16 protein-coding genes are annotated in these 24,957 nt (G+C 69.3%); 14 read left to right on the top strand and 2 right to left on the bottom strand.

Annotated features, from left to right (window positions below):
- Positions 1-24 precede the first annotated feature (24 nt).
- On the top strand, positions 25-912 hold the full coding sequence (locus JF543_RS03650) for a sugar kinase (RefSeq protein WP_206822762.1): 888 nt from the start codon (positions 25-27) through the stop codon (positions 910-912).
- A 6-nt stretch (positions 913-918) separates the two neighbouring features.
- Here JF543_RS03650 and JF543_RS03655 read toward each other — a convergent pair whose 3' ends face one another.
- Complete coding sequence (locus JF543_RS03655) at positions 919-1,461, bottom strand: ECF transporter S component (RefSeq protein ID WP_206822763.1); 543 nt, start codon at positions 1,459-1,461, stop codon at positions 919-921.
- 35 nt (positions 1,462-1,496) lie between these two features.
- Positions 1,497-1,790 (bottom strand): GNAT family N-acetyltransferase, encoded by a 294-nt coding sequence (locus tag JF543_RS03660; protein WP_179409241.1) that lies wholly within the window; start codon positions 1,788-1,790, stop codon positions 1,497-1,499.
- A 99-nt stretch (positions 1,791-1,889) separates the two neighbouring features.
- On the opposite strand from JF543_RS03660, the gene recQ reads away from it, so the two are divergent.
- The 13 genes from recQ (at position 1,890) to JF543_RS03725 (ending at position 24,935) form a co-directional block, all read left to right on the top strand.
- On the top strand, positions 1,890-3,887 hold the full coding sequence (gene recQ, locus JF543_RS03665; protein WP_206822764.1) for a DNA helicase RecQ: 1,998 nt from the start codon (positions 1,890-1,892) through the stop codon (positions 3,885-3,887).
- A gap of 150 nt (positions 3,888-4,037) precedes the next feature.
- Positions 4,038-6,107, top strand: coding sequence for an acyl-CoA dehydrogenase (locus tag JF543_RS03670; protein ID WP_206822765.1), 2,070 nt, complete (start codon positions 4,038-4,040; stop codon positions 6,105-6,107).
- A gap of 37 nt (positions 6,108-6,144) precedes the next feature.
- Positions 6,145-6,720, top strand: a complete 576-nt coding sequence (locus JF543_RS03675) for a DNA-3-methyladenine glycosylase I (protein ID WP_206822766.1) — start codon at positions 6,145-6,147, stop codon at positions 6,718-6,720.
- Between the two features lie 186 nt (positions 6,721-6,906).
- The gene (locus JF543_RS03680; protein ID WP_206822767.1) at positions 6,907-12,975 is read left to right on the top strand and encodes an Ig-like domain-containing protein; all 6,069 of its coding nucleotides are present in this window, start codon (positions 6,907-6,909) and stop codon (positions 12,973-12,975) included.
- A 46-nt stretch (positions 12,976-13,021) separates the two neighbouring features.
- Positions 13,022-13,993, top strand: a complete 972-nt coding sequence (locus JF543_RS03685) for an AAA family ATPase (RefSeq protein WP_179409236.1) — start codon at positions 13,022-13,024, stop codon at positions 13,991-13,993.
- On the top strand, positions 13,993-15,246 hold the full coding sequence (locus tag JF543_RS03690; protein WP_179409235.1) for a DUF58 domain-containing protein: 1,254 nt from the start codon (positions 13,993-13,995) through the stop codon (positions 15,244-15,246). The genes JF543_RS03685 and JF543_RS03690 overlap by 1 nt, the downstream gene beginning before the upstream one ends.
- Complete coding sequence (locus JF543_RS03695) at positions 15,243-17,627, top strand: transglutaminaseTgpA domain-containing protein (RefSeq protein WP_206821183.1); 2,385 nt, start codon at positions 15,243-15,245, stop codon at positions 17,625-17,627. The genes JF543_RS03690 and JF543_RS03695 overlap by 4 nt, the downstream gene beginning before the upstream one ends.
- Positions 17,624-18,952, top strand: a complete 1,329-nt coding sequence (locus tag JF543_RS03700) for an RDD family protein (protein WP_206821182.1) — start codon at positions 17,624-17,626, stop codon at positions 18,950-18,952. The genes JF543_RS03695 and JF543_RS03700 overlap by 4 nt, the downstream gene beginning before the upstream one ends.
- Positions 18,949-19,761 carry a PP2C family protein-serine/threonine phosphatase gene (locus tag JF543_RS03705; protein ID WP_179409232.1) on the top strand — a complete coding sequence of 271 codons (813 nt, stop codon included), beginning with the start codon at positions 18,949-18,951 and terminating at the stop codon, positions 19,759-19,761. Before JF543_RS03700 ends, JF543_RS03705 begins: the two co-directional genes overlap by 4 nt.
- Complete coding sequence (locus tag JF543_RS03710) at positions 19,758-21,152, top strand: FHA domain-containing protein (RefSeq protein ID WP_206822768.1); 1,395 nt, start codon at positions 19,758-19,760, stop codon at positions 21,150-21,152. The genes JF543_RS03705 and JF543_RS03710 overlap by 4 nt, the downstream gene beginning before the upstream one ends.
- On the top strand, positions 21,149-22,780 hold the full coding sequence (locus JF543_RS03715; protein ID WP_206822769.1) for a serine/threonine-protein kinase: 1,632 nt from the start codon (positions 21,149-21,151) through the stop codon (positions 22,778-22,780). Before JF543_RS03710 ends, JF543_RS03715 begins: the two co-directional genes overlap by 4 nt.
- Entirely contained in the window at positions 22,777-23,490 is a 714-nt protein-coding gene (locus JF543_RS03720) for a hypothetical protein (protein WP_179409229.1), read from the top strand. Before JF543_RS03715 ends, JF543_RS03720 begins: the two co-directional genes overlap by 4 nt.
- Positions 23,487-24,935 (top strand): RDD family protein, encoded by a 1,449-nt coding sequence (locus tag JF543_RS03725; RefSeq protein ID WP_206822770.1) that lies wholly within the window; start codon positions 23,487-23,489, stop codon positions 24,933-24,935. The genes JF543_RS03720 and JF543_RS03725 overlap by 4 nt, the downstream gene beginning before the upstream one ends.
- The last annotated feature ends 22 nt before the right edge of the window (positions 24,936-24,957 follow it).

The following is a 24,957-nucleotide window of genomic DNA, read 5'->3' on the forward strand; positions in this document are numbered from 1 at the left end:
CCGTGGGATGAGAGGATCGTCCGGATGACTGCACAGCCCCCCGCACCGCGCCTGATCACGATCGGCGAGACCATGGCGCTCGTCGCCCCGATGGCTGCCGAGCCGTTGCTCACCGCCCAGGACTTCCGCCTGGGGATCGGCGGCGCCGAGTCGAACGTCGCGGTGCATGTCGCCGCGCTCGGGCATCCGACGGCGTGGGTGAGTGCTCTCGGTGACGATGTGCTCGGCGAGCGCGTGCGCGCGGTGATCGACGGCTTCGGCGTCGACACGCGCTGGGTGGCGACCGATGCGACGGCGCCCACCGGGGTGTACTTCAAGGATCCCGGCCGCGGTGTGCAGTATTACCGGGCCGGGTCGGCGGCGTCGCGGATGCGCCCTGCCTCGCTCGATGGCGTGCCGCTTGAGCAGGCCGAGATCGTGCACATCTCGGGCATCACGCCTGTGCTGTCGGCGTCGTGCGCCGAACTCGTCGAGGCGGTGCTCGACCGCATGGCTGCCGCACAGGGCATCGTCAGTTTCGATGTGAACCATCGTGCCGCGCTGTGGTCGGCCGCCGAGGCGGCCCCTGTTCTGCGGCGACTCGCCGAGCGCGCCGACCTCGTCTTCGTCGGACGCGACGAGGCCGAGACGCTGTGGGGGTGTGAGACGGCGGCGGATGCCAGGGCGCTCCTCCCCGGTGTACCGACGCTCGTCGTCAAGGACGGCGACGTCGGCGCGACGGAGTTCTCGGATGCCGGTGAGGTGTTCGTCCCGGCGATTCCGACCGAGGTTGTCGAGGTGGTCGGTGCGGGGGATGCCTTCGCAGCCGGTTACCTGGCCGCGCTGCTGGCCGGTGCTCCGGCATCCGAGCGTCTTCTGGCCGGTCACCGGCGGGCGAGTCTGGTGCTGCGTTCGACCAGCGACCTCGTCTGAGGAGGATTACTTCGGGGCGACGCCGGCGCGACGCAGGGCGTTGCCCACCGCGATGCCGATCGCGGTCCACACCACCGGTCCCAGCACCGACACCGTGAGGTACATCACCTTCGCCCAGGGGTCGAGGGCGTCCATGTGCGCGGCGAACCACACCACGACGGCGACGAATACGCCGATGAGCAGGGCCGAGACGAAGAAGCGCCAGCGCCCCCAGGCCTTGTAGCGGGTGAGCGCCGCCACGCCCTCCTGGATCGCGCCGAACAGCAGCGCGGTACCGATGAAGCGCAGCGCCCAGACCGGGTTGAACGCGCTGGCGATCAGCGCGGCGAACACGTGCGTGATCAGGGCGACCAGCGGGCGTCGCAGTACCTCCTGCGCGATGATGCCCGGCAGCACGTGCGACCCCAGCACCAGCCCGTACAGGTACGGAGCGACAGCGAGCACGCCCAGCGTGACGGCCCCGGCGATGCCGCCGAGAATGCCCGTGGCGACGCCGATGGCGGCGCAGACGAGGAGTGTGCGCGTGCTCAGAGCGGGTCGGGATGCCACCCTCTCAGGCTACCGGCACGAGGGGCGCGTACCCGTCAAGTGTTGGGCCAGCGCACCTGCGCGCCGGGAACGTCGTTCTTCTTGAGGTATCGGGCGATGTAGGGGCAGTACGGCACGATCGTGTCGCCGGACGCCGCGGCGTCGGTGAGGGCTTCGCCGGCGAGCCGGCCGGCGAAGCCGCGGCCCTGGAAGGCATGGTCGATCTCGGTGTGCGTGAAGCGGATCTCGCCGGGGCGCCGTTCGAACTCGGCGAAGCCGGCGAGGACGGTGTCGGAGTGGATCTCGTAGCGTGAGGCGTCATCGTTGCGGGTGACGGTCAGTTCGGGCATGGCTCCTCCTTCGATGTCCCACCCAACTTATGCCGGATCCGGGGTGGATGGGCTGTGGAGGGCATCCGCGGTGTCTGTCGCGCTGGCTACGCTGGAAGCATGCCGCAGACCCCTCGTGACCCCTATGAGGGGCTGCCGTACCCGGACGAGCCGTGGGACACCGAGCCCGGCGATCCCTCCGAGCCGATGGACTGGGAACCGCCGGCCCACGGCTGGGAGCCACCGCTCGACTGGGGAACCGCGCCGATGACCCCGGCGGCGCCGCCGGCGACGGTGGCGACGCCGGCTCAGCATCCGACGGCAATCGATGCGCTGCGCACCGTGTTCGGTTACGACGCGTTCCGCGGCGACCAGGCGGCCGTCGTCGAGCACGTCATCGCCGGTGGCGATGCGGTCGTACTGATGCCCACGGGTGGCGGCAAGTCGATCACCTACCAGGTGCCGGCGCTGGTGCGCGAGGGCACGGGGCTGGTCATCAGCCCGCTCATCGCGCTCATGCACGATCAGGTCGATGCGCTGCGCGCCAACGGCGTGCGCGCCGCCTACCTCAACTCGACGCAGTCGATCGACGAGCGCCGCGAGGTCGAACGCGCCTACGTGTCTGGCGAACTCGACCTCATCTACGTCGCCCCCGAACGCCTGTCGTCGCCGCAGACCACGCAGCTGCTGCAGCGCGGCGTGCTCAGCGTGATCGCCATCGACGAGGCGCACTGTGTGTCGCAGTGGGGGCACGACTTCCGCCCCGACTACCTGGCGCTGGGCGATCTGGCAGAGCGGTTCCCCGGTGTGCCGCGCATGGCGCTGACCGCCACCGCCACCCGCGCCACGCACCGTGAGCTCACCGAGCGCCTGCACCTCGAGCGCGCTGAGCACTTCGTGGCGAGCTTCGACCGTCCGAACATCCAGTACCGCATCGTGCCCAAGGTCGATCCGCGCAAGCAGCTGGTCGAGTTCATCCAGGCGCAGCCCGCCGGCGCGGCGGGCATCGTCTACGCCCTCAGCCGCAAGTCGGTCGAGCAGACCGCCGAGTATCTGGCATCCCGCGGCATTGAGGCGCTGCCGTACCACGCCGGACTCCCCGCCGAGGTGCGTGCGGCCAATCAGGCGTGCTTCCTGCGCGAGGACGGCATCGTCATGGTGGCGACCATCGCGTTCGGAATGGGCATCGACAAACCCGATGTGCGCTTCGTCGCCCACATCGACCTGCCCAAGTCGGTCGAGGGCTACTACCAAGAGACCGGTCGCGCCGGCCGCGACGGTGAGGCGTCGGTCGCATGGATGGCCTACGGGCTCGGCGACGTCGTGCAGCAGCGCCGGCTGATCGAGCAGAGTCCCGGCGACCGCACGTTCAAGATGCGCATGGGGCAGCACCTCGACGCCATGCTGGCGCTGTGCGAGACGGTCACGTGCCGCCGGCAGAATCTGCTGGGTTACTTCGGGCAGGACAGCGGGGCCTGCGGCAACTGCGACACGTGCCTGCAGCCGCCCGACACGTTCGACGGGCTCGTGCCGGCGCAGAAGCTGCTCTCGACGATCGTGCGGTTGAAGCGTGAGCGCAACCAGGCGTTCGGCGCCGGGCAGCTGATCGACATTCTGCGCGGGGCCTCGACCGATCGCATCCGCAAGATGCGCCACGACCAACTGGCGACCTACAGTATCGGGGCCGACCTGTCTGATCAGGACTGGCGCAGCATCGTGAGGCAGCTGCTGGCCCGTGGCATCCTGCTCGCCCAGGGAGACTACGGCACGCTCGCGCCGGGCGAAGCGGCCGGGGGAGTGCTGCGCGGTGAGACTCCCGTGCCGCTGCGCCGCGACACGATCGGGCGCACCACCGCGACCCGTCAGCGCAAGGCGTCGGCCGCTGACGCGCTCGCCGAGGGCGACCGGGGGCTGTTCGAGGCGCTGCGCGCGTGGCGTGCCGAGACCGCTCGCGAGCAAGGGGTACCCGCCTACATCGTCTTCGGCGACGCGACCCTGCGCGCGCTTGCCGAGCACCGGCCGACAACGACCGGGCAACTCGACGGCATCAGCGGTATCGGTGCCAAGAAGAAAGAGGCGTACGGCGATGCCGTGATCGCCGTGATCGCCGAACACTGAGTGCGAACGCGCGCCCGCATCTGTCGTGAGGTGACAACGTCGGATGCCGTCGCGACGGCATCCGTTTGTGGATGCTGTACATTCGACTTCCGGAGTTGTTGTCGGAGTTCTACCGTTGGGTGTTCCCACCCCCAACCGAGAGGACCCGTCATGGTCGACGCAGCCGTCCGCAGCGAATCCACCTCGAACGCCGCCGAGCACACCGAGGCCGAGCCCGCGATCGACGTGCAGCGGGTCAACGATCTGCTGATGGGCACGTGGGCGCACACGCGCCGCACGTCCCGCGAGATGATCAAGGACTCGGCGTTCTGGCGCGACGACAGCCTCGGCATGGACGCGCACCGCGAGCGCGTGCTCTCGCAGCTACACCTGCTGGTGCAGAACAGCGCCGTGCACCGCGCATTCCCCAGGGCCTTCGGCGGTGACGAGGACAACGGGGCGAACATCGCCGGCTTCGAAGAGCTGGTGGTCGCCGATCCCAGCCTGCAGATCAAGGCGGGCGTGCAGTGGGGGCTGTTCGGGTCGGCGGTGCTGCAGCTGGGCACGGCCGAACACCACGAGAAGTGGCTGCCGGGCATCATGAACCTCGACATCCCCGGTGCCTTCGCGATGACCGAGATCGGGCACGGGTCGGATGTGGCGTCGCTGGGCACGACGGCCACGTACGATCCCGAGACCGACGAGTTCGTCATCCACACGCCGTTCCGCGGTGCGACGAAGGAGTACCTCGGCAACGCCGCGCTGCACGGTATCGCCGCGACGGTGTTCGCGCAGCTGATCACCAACGGCGTCAGCCACGGCGTGCACTGCTTCTATGTGCCGCTGCGCGATGAGAACGGCGTCGACCTGCCGGGCATCAATCGCGAGGATGACGGACACAAGGGTGGCCTGAACGGCATCGATAACGGGCGTCTCTCGTTCGACCAGGTGCGCGTTCCGCGCACCAACCTGCTCAACAAGTACGGCGACGTCGACGCCTCGGGCACCTACTCCAGCCCGATCGACAGCCCCGGCCGCCGCTTCTTCACCATGCTCGGCACGCTCGTGCAGGGCCGCGTCTCACTCGATGGGGCCGCTTCGTGGGCGTCGGCGCTCGGGCTGAAGATCGCCATCACCTACGCGACGCAGCGTCGGCAGTTTGACGGAGCCGACGGCCACGAGACCGTGCTGCTCGACTACGGCAAGCACCAGCGGCGGCTGCTGCCGCGGTTGGCCACGACCTACGCCCAGTTGTTCGCGCACGACGAGTTCCTGCAGAAGTTCGACGCCGTTTTCTCGGGCCGCTCTGACACACCGGATGACCGCGAAGACCTCGAGACCCTCGCCGCGGCGCTCAAGCCGCTGTCGACGTGGCACGCCCTCGACACCCTGCAGGAGGCGCGTGAGGCCTGCGGCGGGTCGGGTTTCATGTTCGAGAACCGTCTGGTCGGTCTGCGCGCCGACCTCGACATCTACGTCACGTTCGAGGGCGACAACAACATCCTGCTTCAGCTGGTCGGCAAGCGTCTGCTCACCGACTTCGCGGCCCAGTTCAAAGACAAGGACGCTGCCTCTCTGGCCCGCTACGCGGTTGAGCAGACGGCGGGCAGGGTGTTCCACGGTGCTGGACTGCGTCAGTTCGGTCAGGCCGTGGCAGACCTCGGTTCGACGGCGCGTTCGGTCGAGTACGGGCTGCGCGAGGAGCAGCAGCACGAGATGCTCGCCGATCGCGTGCAGCAGATGGTCGCCGATATCGCCGGGCGCCTGCGCCCCGCCGGCAGAGACAAGGTGCTCGGCGAGAAGCTGTTCAACGAGAACCAGGCTGAGCTCATCGAAGCCGCCCGCGCGCACGGCGAGCTGCTGCAGTGGGAGGCGTTCACCGACGCCGTCAACGACGTCGACGACGAGGACACGAAGCAGGTACTGACCTGGCTGCGCGACCTGTTCGGCCTGCAGCTGATCGAGAAGCACCTCGCGTGGTACCTGATCAACGGTCGCCTGTCGGCACAGCGGGCGGCATCCGTCTCGCGCTACATCGACCGGCTGTGCCGGCGGCTGCGCCCGCACGCGCTCGACCTCGTCGACGCGTTCGGGTGGGAGCCCGAGCACATCCGCGCACCCATCGCGAGCGGTGCCGAGCAGCAGCGTCAGGATGAGGCCCGTGCGTACTACGCCGAGTTGGAGGCATCCGGTCGCGCGCCGATCTCGGAGAAGGATCTCAAGGCCAAGAACAAGCGCTGAGTGCGCCGCTGTCGGCGGCCGGCGATAGCGTGAGGAGATGAGCTCATTGCACGCCGGCCCCGATGATCGATTGCGCTGCGGCTGGGTCGGTGACGACGAAGAGTACCGTCGCTACCACGACGACGAGTGGGGTCAGCCGTTGCACGGCGACCGCGCGCTGTTCGAGAAGATGGCGCTGGAGGGATTCCAGGCGGGGCTGTCGTGGATCACGGTGCTGCGCAAGCGTCCGCGGTTCCGTGAGGTGTTCGCGGGGTTCGACCCGCAGGCGGTGGCGCAGTTCGGTGCCGACGATGTGGAGCGTCTGATGGCAGATGCCGGCATCATCCGCAATCGGGCGAAGATCGTCGCAACGATCTCGAACGCGGCACTCGTGCGCGACATGGCCGACGGTGAGCTCGACTCCTTGATGTGGTCGTTCGCGCCTGGCGCAGCGCGGGCGCGTCCGCGCGAACTCGGAGATGTGCCCGCGGTCACGGCCGAGTCGACGGCGATGAGCAAGGCGCTCCGCGCGCGCGGGTTCCGCTTCGTCGGACCGACCACGATGTACGCGCTCATGCAGTCGACCGGCATGGTCGATGACCACGTGGTGGGCTGCTGGCGCGCCGGCGGGTAACCGGATCGAGGATGGGGAGTTCTCCCCATCCTGACGATGCAGCCGCGAACTTCTACGCGGGTAGTATTGCCCCGGCGCGTCGTGCATGCATAGCGGGGGGAACTTGCTAGTAGGACCATCGAGGTCTCGGGGCTACCCGTGCGCTCGCCGCCGTCACGCTGATGAACACAGCCGGAGGAGACCGCGATGAGAGCCCTGACGTGGATGCGCACGCACCCCAAGACTCTCGCGTCAACCGCAGGCGTCATGATCGGCGCCGTCGCTTTGACCGGCATGGCAGTGGCCTACGACGGCCTGCCGACCACGAAGGTCGACCTGAACGACGCGGGCGTGTGGCTCACCAAGTCGTCGAGCCTGCTCGTGGGACACTTCAACAACGCTTCGACGGTGATCGACGGCGGCCTCCGCACCAGCGGTGACGAGTTCGACATCGTGCAGGACGAGCAGCACGTGCTCGTCGTCGACTCGGGCAACGCCACCGTCACGGCGGTCGACCCGGCGACCGTCTCGTTGTCGGACTCGGCTCCGATCCCCGGGAACGCGAAGGTCACGCTGGGCGGCACGACCACGGCGATCCTCGACCGCACCTCCGGCTTTCTCTGGGTCACCCCCGTCGATGAGCTGTCGGGCTTCGACCTGAAGGTCGCCGACCCGGTCGCGAAGCTCGGAAAGAACGCGGATGCCACGGTCGGCCGTGACGGCACGGTCTATGCCGTCTCTGCCGAGGACAGTCTGGTCTTCAGCGCCACGATCGACCCGCAGGGCGAGATCAGCACGGCCGAGAACGGACTTCAGGAGCTCGGCAAGGGGGCCGTGCCGACGATCACCGCGGTGGGCAGTACTCCGGTGGTGCTCGACGCCACGAGCGGGGTGGTACAGACCCCGGGCGGGTTCCGTACCGAGGTCGATGGCGCTGAATCGGCGGTTCTGCAGCATCCGTCCGCCGCGGCGGATGCCGTCACGCTCGCCACGACGTCGCACCTCGTGCACGTGCCGCTCGACGGCGGCGATGTGCGCACGATCTCGACCAACGCTCAGGGCAATCCCGCAGCTCCCGTCTCGTTGCGCGGCTGCACCTACGGCGCCTGGGCGGGGTCCGCCCGCTTCGTGCGCGACTGCGTCGGTGATTCAGCCGACGTCGACGAGACGATTCCGGGCGCCGACAAGGCTGAGCAGTTGGTGTTCCGGGTCAACCGCGATGTCATTGTGCTCAACGATGTGTTGACCGGTGCGGCGTGGCTTGCCGACGAGAGCCTCAAGCAGGTTGATGACTGGAGCGTCCTGACGCCGCCGGAGGGCAACGAAGAGGACGAAGAGAACACCACCGAAGAGACGGTGGAGACGACCCTTCCCGAGCGCAGCGAGAAGAACACCCCGCCGACGGCGGAAGACGACCGGTTCGGCGTGCGTCCGGGTGGGACGACGATGCTACCCGCCGTCGACAACGACAACGACCCCGACGGCGACGTCCTTGTCGCCTCGCTGGCCGACAGCCAGCCGACGGTCGGCGACGTGCAACCGATCTTGGGCGGCGGCGCCCTGCAGATCATGACGGACGAGGATGCCACGGGCTCGGCCACATTCCGATACCAGGTCGATGACGGCCGTGGCGGAACCGACACCGCGAACGTGACCGTCGATGTACACGACTGGGACACGAACGGGGCACCCGAACCGCGACGCGTGACCAAGCTCGCCGTCGAGTCGGGTGGCACGGTGTCGTACAACATCCTGCCCGATTGGATCGACCCCGACGGGGACGACATCTACTTGCGTTCGGTGACCCCGGCGTCTGGCGACGAGGTCGACTTCACCACCGATGGGCAGATCACCTATCGTGCGGTGGCGAGCCTGCAGGGACGCAAGAAGATCGAGATCTCGGTCGCCGACGCCCTCGGTGAGGTCTCCAGCAATTCGATCTACATCACCGTCAAGCCCCAGGGCACGATGGACCCCCGGACCAACGCTGACCATGTCGTCACCCGGGTCGGTGAGTCGGTCACCGTGTCGCCGCTCGCGAACGACTCCAGCGCCGGCCGTGAGTTGCTGCGACTGACCAACGTCGATGCGGTCGAGGGCGCCGAGATGACCCCCGACTACCCGAACAAGCAGTTCACCTTCAAGGCCCCGACGGCCGGTGTGTACTACGTGCAGTACCTGGCATCCGCCGGCGCGAAGAGCGCCATCGGCATCGTCCGAGTCGACGTGCTCGACGAGAATGAGAGCAAGCAGCCGCCGGTCGCCGTCCGCGACGTCGCGCTGCTGCCCAGCGGCAAGGAAGCGCTGATCGGTGTGCTCGCCAACGACTCCGACCCCGGCGGTGGAGTCCTGGTGGTGCAGTCGGTCACCGTGCCACCCAGCAGTGGTATCTCGGTCTCGGTGCTCAACCACGAGACGCTGCGCATCACCGACCAGGGCGCCCTGGACGAGCAGGTGCGCATCCGCTATCGCATCTCGAACGGCACGCACACGGCCGAGGGAGACGTGATCGTCGTTCCGATCCCCGCACCATCGAAGCTGCTGCCGCCGGTGGCGAATGATGATGAGGCCTTCGTGCGCGTGGGTGACGTGGTGACGATCCCCGTGCTCGACAACGACACCCACCCGAACGACGACGCCATGCACGTCGCGCCCGACCTCATCGAGCCGCTCGTGGATCCCGAGGTCGGCGAGGCGTTCGTCTCACAGGACGTCGTGCGGTTCCGTGCCGGCGCAGAACCCGGCACCGCCTACATCACGTACGAGGTCGTCGATTCGCTGGGCCAGAAGGACGCCGGCTATGTGACCGTGCAGATCCTGCCGATCGACGACGACCGCAATGCCGCGCCTAACCCGCGCGATCTGACCGCGCGAACCGTCTCGGGCACGACGGCGAACATCATCGTCCCGCTGCACGGCATCGATCAGGACGGCGACTCGGTCGAGCTGCTGGGGCTGGCGACGGCACCATCGAAGGGACGTGTTGTTGAGGTCGCCCAGGACCACCTCGTGTATGAGGCGTTCGATGACGCCACCGGCCTCGACACCTTCACCTACAAGGTGCGCGACCGGCTCGGCAAAGAGGGCATCGCCAGCATCCGCGTGGGAATCGCCCCGCCCGAGACGGTCAACCAGGCGCCCTACGCCGTGAAGGACGCCGTCGTGGTGCGCCCCGGTCGTTCGGTCGCGGTGCCGGTGCTGGCCAACGACTCCGACCCCGACGGCGACGAGATCGCCCTCGTCGACGGGGGACTCGAGCTGCCCGATGCCGACGGACTCACCGCCGAGGTCTCGGGCGACCGGGTCGTCATCGACGTGCCGGAGCGCGAGCTGGAGACGTCGCTGCAGTACACGATTCGCGATGCGCGCGGTGCCGAGGCCATGGCGCCGGTACTGGTCACCGTCGACGAGGACGTCCCGCTGTTGTCGCCGATCGCTCGCGATGACCGGGTGATGGTGTCGGATGTCAAGGACACGCTGAGCGTCGACCTCGACATCATCGCCAATGACGAGGACCCGGACGGCACCGCCGAGGGGTTGAAGATCGATATCGAGGAGGGCGCAACAGCGCTGCCCGGCGGCAAGGTCAGGGTCACGATCGGCGAGAAGCGGCAGTTGATCCGCTACACCGTCACAGACCAGGACGACCTGTCGTCGTCGGCATTCGTGTTCGTTCCCGCACTGAAGGAGCTCAGCCCGACCCCCAGCAGTACCACACCGGTGACGGTGAAGAGCGGCGAGACTAAAGAGCTGCCGCTGTCGGAGTACGTCACGGTGGCCGGTGGAGGGACGGCGCGGATCACCGAGGCGGCGACCGTCAGTGCGATTCACTCGGACGGTTCCGAGCTGATCAAGGATCCACACACGCTGGTGTACACGTCGGAGGAAGGCTACTTCGGTCCGGATGCGCTGACCTTCGAGGTCACCGACGGCGCCGGCCCCGACGATCCGAATGGGCGCAAAGCGACCCTGACCATTCCGATCGAGGTGCTTCCGCCCGAGAACCAGCAGCCGCAGTTCGTCGACGGGCAGATGCAGGTCGCCCCCGGCGAGGACGCCGCCTCGATCGACCTGGCGGCGTTGACCACCGATCCCGACCCCGAAGACGTCGACAAGATCGAGTACACGATCACGGGGCAGCCCGGTAGTGGCGTCTCGGCGCGCATCGAGGGAACCACGCTGTTGGCCGAGGCCGAGTCCAATGCGCGCAAGGGCACATCCACGGTCATCGAGCTGCGCATCGATGACGGCACCACCGAACCGGTGCGGGGCCGCGTGACCGTGATGGTGACGGCATCCACTCGGAGCCTGCCTGTGGCCAGCCCTGACACCGTCGAGCGTGCCGATCAGGGCGAGACGATCCGGGTGCCGGTGCTCGCCAACGACATCAACCCGTTCCCGGAGACGCCGCTTGAACTGACCGCGTCCACGCTCGAGAGCGGTCAGGGTAGGCAGACGATCGTCGGTGATGAGATCGAGATCACACCGGACTCCGACTTCGTCGGAGTGATGGTGGTGCGCTACCGGATTCAGGATGCGACCGAGGACCCGGACCGTGAGGTCGACGGCCGTGTCACGGTCATGGTGCAGGGTGTTCCAGATGCCCCGGGCCAGCCGACGGTATCGAGCATTCAGGACCGCACGGTCGTGTTGTCGTGGTCACCCCCGGCCAACAACGGCGCTGAGATCACTGAGTACACGGTCTCTTCGGTGGGCGGTAACGCGTACACGCGGACGTGCGCATCGACGACGTGCACCCTCGACGGCCTGACGAACAACGTCGAATACACGTTCCAGGTGACGGCGACCAACCGGGTCGGCGAGGGGCCCGCCTCACCTGCGTCGAACCCGCCGGCGCGTCCCGACGTGCGACCCGATACCCCGCTGGCTCCCAAGCTCGTCTTCGGCGACCGATCGCTCGATGTGTCGTGGACGGCGCCGAAGTCCAACGGTTCGCCGGTGGAGTCGTACACGCTGCAGATCTCGCCCGCGCCGCCATCAGGCTCCGCCGAGAAGACCGGCGTGACGGGAACCTCACTGGTGTGGGAGGGCCTCGAGAACGGTACGAGCTACATCGTGCGCGTCCAGGCGCACAATCGCGTGCCCGACCCGTCGAGCTTCAGCCCGTGGTCGGTCAACGAGATTCCGGCGGGGCCGCCGTTGCCGCCCGCGCAGCCGACCACCAAAGAGCTCTCGCCCGTGGGTAAGCAGGCCCAGCTGGAGGTCAGTTGGCAGCAGCCGAACACGAACGGCGACGCGATCCGCGGTTACCAGATCCAGGTGTTCAACGGCGGCGCGCCGGGTGCGGTCGTCACGGCAGGCGCCGATGCGCGCTCGCAGGCCATCGTCGTCAACACCAGCGAGAACGGCTACACCTTCAAGGTTCGGGCCGAGAACAAGGCGGGCTGGGGCGACTGGAGTGACGCGTCGGCCGCGCGTCGTGGTGTCGTGGCGCCGGATCCGCCGACCGAGGTGACAGCGACCCCGAAAGACCGCTCGATCCAGGTCGGGTACGTGCAGGGCACACGCAACGGCGCCAAGGCCACCGAGATCAGCATCCAGTACGACATCGGCGGTGGCTGGAAGAGCAACTGGGACGGGAAGACCATCGGCGGCCTGTCCAACGACACCACTTACACCGTCCGGTTGCGTGCGGTCGCGACGGTCGACGGTTCGACCTACGCCAGCGGTGCGTCCGGGGCTGCGAGCGCCAAGCCGTACGGTACGCCGCGGGCTCCCGAGGTATCAGCCAGAAATGCGGGCAGCGAGGTCGTGCTGTCGTGGAATGGCAGCAACTCGGACAACGGCCGTCCCGTGACCGTGCAGGTGAGCATCGACGGCGGCGGGTGGCAGTCCGTGTCGACGACGGACGAGCGGCGGCTGGGCGGTGGCTACAGCAAGACTCACTCGATCAAAGCGCGCGCGGTTGCTGATCCCGGAGGAACCTCACCGGAGTCGCCCACGCGGTCGGCGACGACCGATCCGAAACCGACGCCTCCGCCGGCATCGGCGTGGACCAGCCGTGGGCCCAACTCGGGCAAGTGCTCACCAGACACCTGCTACTACCTGAGATTGAACGTGAGTAACTTCCCAGCCGGCGAGTACGTGCTGACCTGCCTGGAGAACGGCGTGAAGTTCGCCGGCGGGTGGAAGCACAACGTTCCAGCGAATGGCTACGTCGACACCGGGTGCTGGCACGGCGGCTACAACTCTCAGTACGAGCTCTCGGTCCGCATCGAAGGATGGGGAACGGCCTCAGGAACCAGGTGGGACTAGTGACAACGCGACCCGAGCACTTCAGCACACAGACAGGAACGAACGCATGAGCATGACCCCCGAACAGGCCGCCTGGTTCCAGGGCACCTTCACCCGCCTCGTCGACAACGTCGACAAGGCGCTGCAGGGCAAGCGCGACGTGGTGGGGCTGGTGGTTTCGGCCATGCTGGCCGAGGGGCACGTGTTGCTCGAAGACGCCCCGGGTACGGGCAAGACCAGCCTCGCCAAGGCGCTCGCCGCCACCGTGCAGGGCACCAGCTCTCGCATCCAGTTCACGCCCGACCTGCTGCCCTCCGACGTCACCGGAGTGACGATCTACGACCAGCAGGCTCACCGGTTCGAGTTTCATAAGGGGCCGATCTTCGCGTCGATCGTGCTGGCCGATGAGATCAACCGTGCCTCGCCGAAGACCCAGTCGGCGCTGCTGGAGGTCATGGAGGAGTCGCGGGTCACGGTCGACGGTGTCACTCACGAGACGGGCCGCCCGTTCCTGGTGATCGCGACGCAGAACCCCGTCGAGCAGGCCGGCACGTACAAGCTGCCCGAGGCGCAGCTCGACCGTTTCTTGATCAAGACGTCGATCGGCTACCCCGATCTGGCCGTCGCCGAGCGCATCCTCGCGGGGGCATCGCAGCGTAACCCCTCGGCGGCGCTGTCGGCCGTGATCACGACGGGTGCTGTCGCTGACATGGCCGATCTTGCCGCGACCGTTCACGTGGAGGGCGCTGTACTGCGCTACGCCGCGGAGCTTGCCGAGGCGACCCGCAACGACCCGGCGATCCGACTGGGTGTCTCGGTGCGCGGTGCCATTGCGATGGTCCGTATCGCGAAGGTGTGGGCTGCGGCGCAGGGGCGCCACTATGTGCTCCCGGATGACATCAAGATGCTCGCGCGTCCGGTCTGGCAACACCGACTGCTGCTCGACCCCGAGGCGGAGTTCGCGGGCACGACGGCCGAGACCGTCATCGCCCGGGTGCTGGAGGGCGTCGCGGCTCCGCAGGCGCGCACCGCAGCCTGATGGCGCAGGCGACGGCGGCCCCGGTGGGGGAGCAGCAGGCGGGGTGGCGCGATGTCGCCGCCCTGCTCGGTGCGCGTGCGCTGCGCCGGCTGCAACTCATCGCTTCGGCCGTACGCCCTCTGGGATGGACGCTGATCGGTCTGACTGTGCTGTTCTGGGCCGTCGGCGCCGTGTGGGGCTGGCGTGAGCTGATTGTCGCGGCGTGGATGCTGGGCATCGTGCTGCTGATCTGCGCGGTGTTCCTGATCGGTCGCACCACCTATGACGTGACGCTCGATCTGGCGCGCACGCGGGTGGTGGTCGGGGAGCGGGCGATCGGCGCACTGACGCTGGCGAACCGCAGCACTCGGGCGATCCTGCCCTCGCGCGTGGTGCTGCCGGTCGGCACGGGGCGCGGCGACTTCTCAATCCAGCGACTCGCTGCGGGCGAAGAGGCCGAAGAACTGTTCACGATCCCCACTCAGCGTCGCGGTGTGGTGCAGGTGGGGCCGGTCAGCATCGTGCGCGGCGACCCGCTGGGCGTGTTCGAGCGGGCGCATCGTCGTGATGAGCCGGTCGATCTGTACGTGCATCCCAAGACGGTGCTGTTCGGCGGTCAGTCACTCGGCTTCTTGCGCGACCTGGAGGGGCTTCCGGCCGCCGATCTGTCGCGTGATGACGTGTCGTTCCACGCGCTGCTCGAGTACCAGCCCGGTGACGACCTGCGGCATGTGCACTGGCGCTCCACTGCACGCACGGGCGTGATGATGGTGCGGCAGTTCGAAGAGACCAGGCGTTCACACTTCGTGATCGGTCTCTCGCGCTCGCGGGCCGACTACCGCACCGACGACGAGTTCGAACTCGCGATCTCGGCTGCCGGCTCGATCGGGTTGCGCGCGCTGCGCGACTCGCAGCGGGTGGACGTGCGCGTGCAGGGCAGGGAGCTTCCGGCGAGCACCGGCAAGCGCCTGCTCGACTCGCTCGCGCTGGTTGAGCAGTCCAAGCCCCGCGAGGGCGGTATCGCCGACCTCGCCGGTGTGCTGGCCGCCACGATGCCGTTGGCGAGCATCGTCGTGCTGGTGTGCGGGTCGAGCGTGCGCGCCGAGGATCTGCGGCAGGCGTGTGCCCGGATGCCCTTCGGAGCCAGAGCACTCGCGGTCGTCGTCGAGTCGGGACGGGAGCAGCCCGCGCTGCGCCGCATCGGCGAGGCCGACGTCGTCACCATCGGCGCCCTCGACCAGCTTCCCCTCGCACTTCAGAAGGTTCTCGCATGACCGCTCCCGTCACGCCCGCGCTGCCGGTGCGCCGCCTGGTACTCGACCTCGTCAGCGTCGGGGTGCTGCTGGTGGTCGCCCTGCTCGGCTTCTGGCCGACGTTCGCCGGTCCGTCCTTCCTCATCGCCGCGATCGGCGGAGTACTGCTGGGGCTCGGCGTCGCGGCGGTGTGCGCGTTGCGGCGGTGGGGCATCCTGATCGTTTCGGGCATGACGATCGTCGTGTACTTCGTCTTCGGTGGTGCACTGGCTCTGCCGCACACGACCATCGCCGGGGTCGTGCCGACGTGGGACACCCTCAGCGGGCTCGCGCTGGGCGCGATCACCTCGTGGAAGCAGTTGTTGACGACGGTCGCCCCGGTCTCGGCGCACGACGGACATCTGCTCGTGCCCTTCCTGATCGGTCTGGTGTGCGCGGTAACCGCAGCATCGCTCGCCCTGCGGTTGCAGCGCGCCGTCTGGGCGCTGATTCCGGTCGTCGGCGCCATCGTGCTGGTGATCGCCCTCGGCGTTCCCCAGCCGGCGTTCCCGATCGTGCAAGGCACCGTCATGGCGGCGGTCGCCGTCGTCTGGCTCTCGCTGCGCGCCTGGTGGGCTCCGCAGGCGTCGGCTGTCGACGTCGCCGAAGCCGACCCGAGCCGTACCCGGCAGGTGCGCACGCGCCGCCTGATCAGCGGTGTCGCCGTTATCGCGGTGGCAGCCGGTGCCGGTATCGGCATCAGCGCCGTGACCGAGCCGTCGCAGCCGCGCCACGTGTTCCGCGACGCGATCATCCCGCCGTTCGACATCCGCGACTACGCCAGCCCCCTGCAGTCGTTCCGCAAGAACGTGCGCGACCAGAAGACAGAGACGCTGTTCACCGTTGAGGGCCTGCCCAAGGACGCACGCGTCCGCATCGGCGCGATGGACCACTGGGACGGCATGGTGTACAACGTCACCGATGGTGGCCCCGGCTCGTCCAGCGCCTTCACCCCACTGCGCTCGGACATGGCGCCCGAGGCGCAGGGCGTTCCCACCACGCTGCGTTTCACGATTGATCAGTACGCCGGGGTCTGGGTTCCCGGTGCACCGGCGATCGACGAGATCACCTACACCGGGTCGCGGGGCGAGCAGCTGCGCCGCAGCAGCTACGTCAACACCACCACCGACACGGCGGTCGCGACCGCCGGCCTCGAGAAGGGCGACACGTACACGATCGAGGCGATCGTGCCCGTGACGCCGACCGATGCGGAGCTGAAGGATGCGGCGTTCGCGAACGTCAAGCCGCACACGCCCGCGTACGCCCCCGAGGACCTCGCGAAGATCGCGGCGGATGCTGTCGCCGACGCCGAGACACCGATCGAGCAGGTGCGTGCGCTGGAGGTGCACTTCTCGAAGGAGGGTTTCTTCAGCCACGGTCTTGAAGGAGAGGTGCTGTCGCGGGCCGGCCACACGGCTGAGCGCATCAGCACGCTGCTCGGGGGCGATCAGCTGGTCGGCGACGACGAGCAGTACGCCGTGGCCATGGCGCTCGCGGCAGGCGAGGTCGGGATCCCGGCCCGAGTGGTGATGGGCTACTACCCGGGCGATGACCGCGCGGGCAAGGAAGTGTTCGAGGCGACCGGCGACGACGTGCACGCCTGGGTCGAGGTGCCCTTCGAGGGCATCGGCTGGGTGGCGTTCGACCCGACGCCGCCCGAGGACCAGGTGCCCAGGAACCAGAACACCAAGCCCCGGGTCGATCCGAAGCCGCAGGTACTGCAGCCGCCGCCTCCGCCGCAGGAGCCGGTCGATCTGCCGCCGACGGTGCCCGACGAGCGCGAACCCCAGGACGAGAAGAACAACATCCTCGGCATCCTCGGGATGATCCTGGCCATCGCCGGACTCTCGCTGGGCGCACTGTTGCTGCTGCTGTCGCCGTTCATCGTGATCGGGGTGTGGAAAGCGGCGCGCCGCCGCGCTCGCCGCACCGCCGGGACGCCCACGGATCGAATCAGCGGCGGATGGGACGAGCTCACCGACCGTGCCATCGACCACGGCGCCCGGCTCACGCCGGGGGCGACGCGGGGTGAGGAGGCGGCCGTCGTCGCCTCGGCCGTCACGGTACCCGCGGCCACGGCGCTCGCCGACCGGGCAGACCGACAGGTCTTCGGTCCGGGCGAGCCGACCGCTGAGGAGGTCGACCTCTTCTGGCGTGAAGTGGACGAGGCGGTCGGCGGCATGCGCGCCGGCGTCGGATTCTGGGCGCGGGTGAAGGCGCGCCTCAGCATCCGCTCCCTCGCGGGCGGCACCCGTCTGGTCGAGCGCGTGCAGGATCTGCGCGCGGCTGCTGCCGCGCGCATGCGCCGCGAACCTGGCAACATCGATACGAACCGCCCGAGCTCCGAGAGTGAGACCCGATGACGATGCTTCCCTTCGGCGAGGTCGCACCCATTCAGCGACGCGTCATCGCGTACATCCTCGACGCTCTGATCGCGGGTGTCATCCCGGTTGTGGGCACGATCATCGTCGTCGGCATGCTGACCGCGGCGGCCACTCCAGACGACCCGACGGCAGGGGTGCTCGCGGCGACATTCGTCGTCATGCCGATCATCGGGCTGGCGCAGTTGGCCTGGCTCATCGTCTACACGCTGATGCAGGCGGGATCGGGGTCGATCGGCATGCGCGCCCAGGGGCTACGGCTCGCCTCGGCGCGGGACGGCGAACCGATCGGCTTCTGGCGCGCGCTGCTGCGCAACATCGTGTTCGCCTTGGCGGGCTCGATCGTGGTCGGGTACTTCTCGCCGCTGTTCGATGGTTCGGGGCGGTATCAGGGGTGGCACGACAAGGCGGCGGATGCCGTGATGCTGAACGCCCGCGCGGCGGTGCCGGAGGCGTCCCTGAGCACGATGGCGATGCCCGTTCCCGAGACCGGTGCCCCGCTGCCCCGGCCCGGTGCCGGGTTCGCGACCCCGCCGATGCCACCGATGCCCGCTCCGCCGCTGCCGACAGCCTCGGTCGGCCAGCCGATCGCGCCGGAGTCGTTCGCGCGTCCCGCGTCGTCGGATGCGGCAGCACCCGGCGTTCCGGAAGAGACCGTCGTTGCTCCGCACCGTACTGAGGCGTTGCCCGATGACCCGCTCATCTCATTCGTGCCCGGCGTGACACAGCAGCCGCCCGCGGCGCCCTCAGCACCGCCCGCGACCGCAGCACCCCCAGTAGCGCCGAGGCCCGCAGCGGCCCCAGCACCGCCGGCGCTCGCAGCCCCGGCCACTCCGCCGGCCACTCCGCCGACCCCTACCGCGCCCGCTTCCGATTCCGCGCCCGCTTCCGACCCGGCGCCCGAGCAGTCCGTGGCATCCGCTCCGGAGCCGGCGTCGTTCCACGCCGAGGGCGATCTCGACTCGACCCGTATCAGCATCCCCGGGCACCGGCTGGTGTTCACCTGGGATGACGGCCAGCGCGCGACGGTCTCGGGCCGCACGCTGTTCGGACGCAACCCCGAGGCCGAATCCGGCGCGGCGGTCGTCGCCGTGCGCGACGAGACGCTCTCGCTGTCGAAGACGCACTTCGAGGCCGGAGCCGAACCGACCGGCGGCTGGATCATGGACCGTGAATCGACCAACGGCACCACCGTCGTGCGCGACGGTGTGCGCATCGCATGCCCTCCCGGGCAGCGGATCCCGGTACGGCTCGGGGATGCGATCGAGATCGGTGACCGCATCGTCACCATCGGCGGTTTCGCATGACCGCACCGCTGACGGTGGTCGCCGGTTCATCCACGCATACCGGCCGACGTCGAGCGCTCAACGAGGACTCCTCTCTGGCGTGCGCGCCGGTCTTCGTCGTCGCCGACGGCATGGGCGGACACGAGGCGGGTGAGCGTGCCAGCGCCGCAGTCACGACAGCGTTCGCTGCGCTGATCGGGCGTGAGGCGCTAGGTCTCGACGACGTACGTCAGGCGCTCGCGCGTGCCCGCGGGGCGGTCGATGCCCTCGTCACGACGACGTCCTCCCGCGCGGGTACGACGCTCAGCGGTGTGGTGATCTCGTCGGTCGACGGTCTCGGCTACTGGCTGGCGTTGAACATCGGTGATTCGCGCACGTACCGGTTCGCCGGTGGTGAGCTGGAGCAGATCACGGTCGATCATTCGGTGATCCAAGAGCTCATCGATGCCGGCGAGTTGACGGCCGAGACGGCCATGCACGACACCCGGCGCAACGTCATCACCCGCGCGATCGGGGGCGGTAGCAGCGGAGACGCCGACTTCTGGCTGTTCCCGGCCGATGCGGGTGATCGGATGCTGGTGTGCTCGGACGGTCTCACCGCCGAGGTGCCCGATGCACGCATCCGCGAGGTGCTCGCGCAGGAGCGCGACCCGCAGCGCGCGGCGGCCGTGCTCACGGCCGAGGCAGTCGAGGCGGGCGGACGCGACAACATCACGGTCATCGTCGTCGACGCGACGGCGGTGGCCGCACGACCGGGGGCGGTCGTGCTGTCGGATGAGGTGGATGAAGCCACTCGTCCGCGTGAAGTTCTGAACGGAGGGGCTCGATGACTCATTTCTCATATCGATCCGGTACCTGGCAGGTCGTCGTGGAGGACGGCGGCGTGGTCGCCGTCCCGGGCGACGTCGCGATCGATCGCGTCGTGCGCCTGACGCGGATGCTGCAGCAGGGCACCCCGGCGCTGACCGACGTCATCGATGTGCTCGCTGCCGGCTCCATCGCCTCGCTGGGCTCGTTCGCCATCGCGCTCACACCGGGAGGTTCCGTGCGGTTCGCCGTGCGCGGCTCTGTCTCGGTGAGCATCGAGGCAGAGACGGGCACCGAGAGTGTCTCGGGTGCGGATGTCAGCACCTGGAGCGAGCGTTTCGTCGTCGACCCGAAGGGGTTCGCTCTGACGCTGGAAGAGGCGCGCGGCCACACGGCGCTGCCGATCCGCTCCGGAGTGGTGCTCGCCGCGTCCATCACGACGGGGCAGGACGCCCCCGCAGAATCCGTCGTTGCCACGGCGGATGCCACGGGCACAACATCCGCGCCGGCATCCGACGTTGTGGCCTTACCCCCGGCGCCGGTCGCCGCCGACGGCGGGCACGCGCAGCACACCCTGATCCCGGCGGAGTACACCTTCGGCTCGGAGACCGAAGCGCTTCTCGGGGCGGATGCCGCAGACGAACCCGCCGCTGATGAGCCCGCCACCGAGGATGCGCCGGTCGCGCCCGTGCCGGCGGTCGATGCGGCTCCCGTGCCGGAGCCCCTGTCGGATTCGGCGCTCGAGCAGACGATCCACAAGGCACCGACGCCCCCGACGCTTCCGGCGCACGTTGTCGATTCGACGCCTCCGGCGCCCGGTGTCGCTTCGCCGCCTCCGGCCTCCCCTGTCGCTCCGCCTCCCGCGCCGCCCGCGCCTGCGGCATCCGCTCCGTTCCCGACCATCGCCCCGCCCCTGCCACCGGCACCGCCCGCGCCGGTCGTTCTTGGCGACCACGACGGGGCGACGATCTCACTCGCCGAGGTGCGCCGGCTGCGCGCCGAGGGGAGCGCTGCGCCGGCTGACCCCGAAGCGCCGACCGAGATGATCCCGACGGTTGACGAACCCGCGGCCGCACACGGGACGGCGCGGCTGTCCACCGGCCAGGTCGTCGAACTCGATCGCACCGTGATCATCGGGCGCCGTCCACGCACGACGCGTGCCAGCGGTGAGTCGATGCCGCACCTCGTCGCGGTCGACTCGCCGCAGCAGGACATCTCGCGCAGCCACCTCGAGATCCGCCCCGAGGGCGACTCGGTCGTCGTGATCGACCTGCGCACGACCAACGGGTCGACGCTGATCCGGCCCGGAACCGACCCGGTGCGCCTGCACCCGGGTGAGCCCACCCTGGTGCTCGGCGGTGACGTCGTCGACCTCGGCGACGGCGTCACGGTCGCCTTCGAGGGGCTTGCATGAGCAGGCCGCCGTCCGTCCCGCCCCAACTGCCGGGGTTCACATTCGTCCAACCGCTGGGGGCCGGCGGCTTCGCCGATGTGTTCCTGTACGAGCAGCAGATGCCGCGCCGTCGCGTCGCGGTCAAGGTGCTGCTCGCCGACCGCATCACCACCGGCGCCGCGCAGGAGTTCACCGACGAGGCGAACGTGATGGCGATGCTGTCGACGCACCCCGCGATCGTCACCATCTACCAGGCGGGCGTCGCCGGCGACGGACGCCCGTACCTGGTGATGGAGTACTGCCCGCGTCCGAACCTGCAGGCGCGAGCACGCAAGGAGCCGTTCTCGGTGGCCGAAGCGCTGCGCGTCGGCATCCAAGTAGCAGGTGCGGTCGAGACCGCGCACCGCGCCGGCGTGCTGCACCGCGACATCAAGCCGGCGAACATCCTGGTCACCGAGTACAACCGGCCCGCGCTCACCGACTTCGGCATCGCCTCGACCGCCGGGGCCGTGACCGAGGCGGCCGGGATGTCCATTCCATGGTCGCCGCCCGAGTCATTCGCCGAGCCGCCGCGCAGCGGACCCCGCACCGACGTGTACGCGCTCGGCGCCACGGTCTACACGCTGCTGGCCGGGCGCTCGCCGTTCGAGCGGCCGGGGGAGCGCAACACCAGTGCCGACCTGATCGAGCGCATCGAGCGGATGGCGGTGCCGCCACTCGGACGCCCCGATTCCCCGGCCAGCCTGCAGGCCGTTCTCGAGCGCGCCATGGCGAAGAAGGCCGATGACCGCTATCCCAGCGCCGTCGCCTTCGCCCGCGCCCTGCAGAAGGTGCAGATCGAGCTCGCCCACTCGGTCACGCCGATCGACATCGTCGACGAGCACCACGCCGGTGACGACCACGAGGATGACGACGACGGACTCACGCGCGTACGTGAGGTCACGTCGATCCAGCCGAGCGCCCCCGGCGAGACGCGCCCCTCGGCAGCCACCGAACCCCGCTATCAGCCCGTCTCCGACGCACCGCGCTTTGACAGTCCGCCCGCGGCGGTGCCCCTCGAACAGACGCAGGTGCGCGCGCCCGCCCCCGTGGCGCCCGACGCCGATGATCGTACGCAGTTGCGTGCGCCGGCCGTGGTGTCTCCGACGGGCCCGGCCGCTCCAGCGGCGTCTGCCGAACGGCCCGCGGCTCACGCCGCCGACGGGGCTCCCGCGGCGGCAGAGCCGGCACGACCACGGCGGCGCGGCTGGATCGGCTGGACCGCCGCGGCTGTGGCGGTCGTGGTACTCGGCGTCTTCCTGGTGTTCAGCGATGCCATCACCGGCGCGCTGATCCCCGCACCGCAGCCCGTGGCATCCGACGAACCGCAGCCGCAGGACGTCGTGTCGAAGATCGTCCCACCGGTCGACGATGTGCAGGGCACGCGGTCGGGCGACGAGGTGACGTTCTCATGGGTGAACGCCGAACCGCAGGACGGTGACACCTACATCTGGCAGCAGGTCACGCTCGACGGCGGTGAGTCGCCGATGAGCACCGAGACGACGACGGTGACGCTCGACGGCGCCCATCCCGCGCGCACGTGCATTGAGGTCACGCTGGTGCGCAGCGATGCCAGGGCATCGCAGCCGGTCCGGGGGTGCGTCGATTGAGTACTGTGACGATCGAGTTCGCGGGGGAGTACTTCACGGTCGAGGCGGACTCGTCATTCACCGTGGGGCGCGAGGGCGATCTCGCCCTGGATGAGAACCTCTACCTGCACCGGAACTTCCTCGAGATCGTGCATAACGGCGACCTGTGGTGGCTGGCGAACGTCGGCAGCCGGCTCACCGCGACGGTGACCGACTCCCAGGGCGGGGTGCAGGCCTGGCTCGCGCCCGGGGCGCGCCTGCCTCTCGTCTTCGAACGCACCACGGTGGTCTTCGCCGCCGGGCCGACCACGTACGAGCTGACCGTGCACGCGGCCGAGCCCGCGTTCCGGGCGACGCGTCGAGCCTCAGACGGCGACGGCGTGTCGACCATCGGTGAGGTGCCGCTGACCGAGAGTCAGAAGCTGCTCATCCTGGCGCTCGCTGAACCGCAACTGCGTCGGGACGGCACCGGCATGAGCGAGATCCCCACGACGGCGAAGGCCGCGGAGCGTCTGGGCTGGACCGTCACGCGGTTCAACCGCAAGCTCGACAACGTGTGCCAGAAGCTCGACCGCGTCGGGGTGCCCGGTATGCGGGGCGGCCAGCGCAGTTTCGCCACCAACCGCAGGGCTCGACTGGTCGAGCATGCCGTGGCCACGCGGCTGGTGACCCGCGCCGATCTGACGATGCTCGATGCGCCCCAGGCCGACCCCGAAGGAGAACTGGAGTGATCTGGGAGATCGACGACGGCGCGAAGGCCATCGAGGGGCTTGACGCGCACGGCCGCGCCGACCCCGCCTACGCCGCCGCGCTGGGGCTGCGCCCCGCGCCGGGCGGGCGCCGCGCCCTGGCCGCACTGATCGAGGTGTGCATTCTGCTGGTGCTGGCACTCCCCGGTGTGCTGGCGATGGCACCGGTCGCCGTGCGGGTGGCGTCGGGCGATGCCGACCTGGAGCGGATGCTGGCGCGGGGCGAGTTCGCATGGCCGATCACGGCGATGATCATCTCGAGCGTCCTGGTGACGATCTTCGTCGTGGTGCAGTTGTTGCTGCACGGCCGTAAGGGTGTCACGGTCGGCAAGGCTCTCTGTGGCATCCGCACGGTGAACGTGCGCACGCTGGAGCGCCCCGGGTTCTGGCGCGGCGCCGTCGTGCGGTACCTGGTGCTGAGCGCGTCGTTCCTGATCCCGCTGCTCGGACCTCTGCTCGTCGTAGCGTTCTCGCCGCTGTTCGACAGTGAGCGCCGCGGTCGCGGCTGGCTCGACCAGGCGGCGGCGACTTGGCTGGTCGACACCCGGCAGGGGCTGAACCCCTACGACGTCAAGCGCATGCGCATCGCCCGCAAGACGCTGAGGACCCCGGAGCACAGCCAGAAGCCCGCGCTGCCGTCGCTGGCGACACCGGTGGACCGCGATGCGCCGTCCGAGTACATCCCCACGGGCCGATTCTCGGGTGGAGTGATCGGCGCGCACCGCACCGCCTCCGCCCCGCGGACGGGGGAGACCGGTGCGATCCCGCCGGGCGCACCGGCACCTGTATCCACGGACGCTGTCTCCGCGGCCCCGGTCTTATCGGAGTCTGGGGCGGGCTTCGCGCCCGCCGCACCGTCGGGGGTGGTGGATGCTGTACCCCCGCCGCTCGCATCGGGGCAGCTTCTGGACTCATTCGCCTCGCGGGCATCCGATGCACCGGCAAGCCCTGCCGCTGCGCCGATTGCACCGACCGCCGCGCCCGCTGCGCCACCCGCCCCGGCGCCGGCACCCGCCCCGGCGCCGGCACCCGCCGTGGCCAGTCCTGCCGAGGCCGCGTCTATAGCATCCGACCCCACGCCGAGCGGTGCGGTCAGCGCCGCCCGCGCCGTGCTCGTTCTCGACACCGGCGTACGCGTCGAGGTGCGCGGCGCGACACTGGTCGGTCGCGGCCCCGCACCGGTCGCGGGCGAGGGGCCGGTGCAACTTGTGCCGGTGCCCGACGACACCCTCTCGGTCTCCAAGACCCACCTGGCGTTCCTGCCCGCACGGCGGGGAGTGCTCGTCGTCGACCGAGGATCCACCAACGGCAGCAGCCTGCTGCGCGCCGGCGGCGAGATCCCGCTGACACCCGGAGACCCGACACCACTGCAGACCGGCGACATCGTGCGCTTCGGCGATCGCTCGCTGAGCGTCGAGCGCGCATGACAATCGTGAAGATCCAGGAGAA

The sequence above is a fragment of the Microbacterium esteraromaticum genome (genome assembly GCF_017303215.1).
Lineage (GTDB): Bacteria > Actinomycetota > Actinomycetes > Actinomycetales > Microbacteriaceae > Microbacterium > Microbacterium esteraromaticum_C.

What these genes read in the sequence shown, in the direction of transcription:
- JF543_RS03650 (WP_206822762.1), top strand. Translation starts at nt 25, where the DNA reads ATGACTGCACAGCCCCCCGCACCGCGCCTGATCACGATCGGCGAGACC.
- JF543_RS03660 (WP_179409241.1), bottom strand. Translation starts at nt 1,790, where the DNA reads ATGCCCGAACTGACCGTCACCCGCAACGATGACGCCTCACGCTACGAG.
- recQ (WP_206822764.1), top strand. Translation starts at nt 1,890, where the DNA reads ATGCCGCAGACCCCTCGTGACCCCTATGAGGGGCTGCCGTACCCGGAC.
- JF543_RS03670 (WP_206822765.1), top strand. Translation starts at nt 4,038, where the DNA reads ATGGTCGACGCAGCCGTCCGCAGCGAATCCACCTCGAACGCCGCCGAG.
- JF543_RS03675 (WP_206822766.1), top strand. Translation starts at nt 6,145, where the DNA reads ATGAGCTCATTGCACGCCGGCCCCGATGATCGATTGCGCTGCGGCTGG.
- JF543_RS03680 (WP_206822767.1), top strand. Translation starts at nt 6,907, where the DNA reads ATGAGAGCCCTGACGTGGATGCGCACGCACCCCAAGACTCTCGCGTCA.
- JF543_RS03685 (WP_179409236.1), top strand. Translation starts at nt 13,022, where the DNA reads ATGAGCATGACCCCCGAACAGGCCGCCTGGTTCCAGGGCACCTTCACC.
- JF543_RS03690 (WP_179409235.1), top strand. Translation starts at nt 13,993, where the DNA reads ATGGCGCAGGCGACGGCGGCCCCGGTGGGGGAGCAGCAGGCGGGGTGG.
- JF543_RS03695 (WP_206821183.1), top strand. Translation starts at nt 15,243, where the DNA reads ATGACCGCTCCCGTCACGCCCGCGCTGCCGGTGCGCCGCCTGGTACTC.
- JF543_RS03700 (WP_206821182.1), top strand. Translation starts at nt 17,624, where the DNA reads ATGACGATGCTTCCCTTCGGCGAGGTCGCACCCATTCAGCGACGCGTC.
- JF543_RS03705 (WP_179409232.1), top strand. Translation starts at nt 18,949, where the DNA reads ATGACCGCACCGCTGACGGTGGTCGCCGGTTCATCCACGCATACCGGC.
- JF543_RS03710 (WP_206822768.1), top strand. Translation starts at nt 19,758, where the DNA reads ATGACTCATTTCTCATATCGATCCGGTACCTGGCAGGTCGTCGTGGAG.
- JF543_RS03715 (WP_206822769.1), top strand. Translation starts at nt 21,149, where the DNA reads ATGAGCAGGCCGCCGTCCGTCCCGCCCCAACTGCCGGGGTTCACATTC.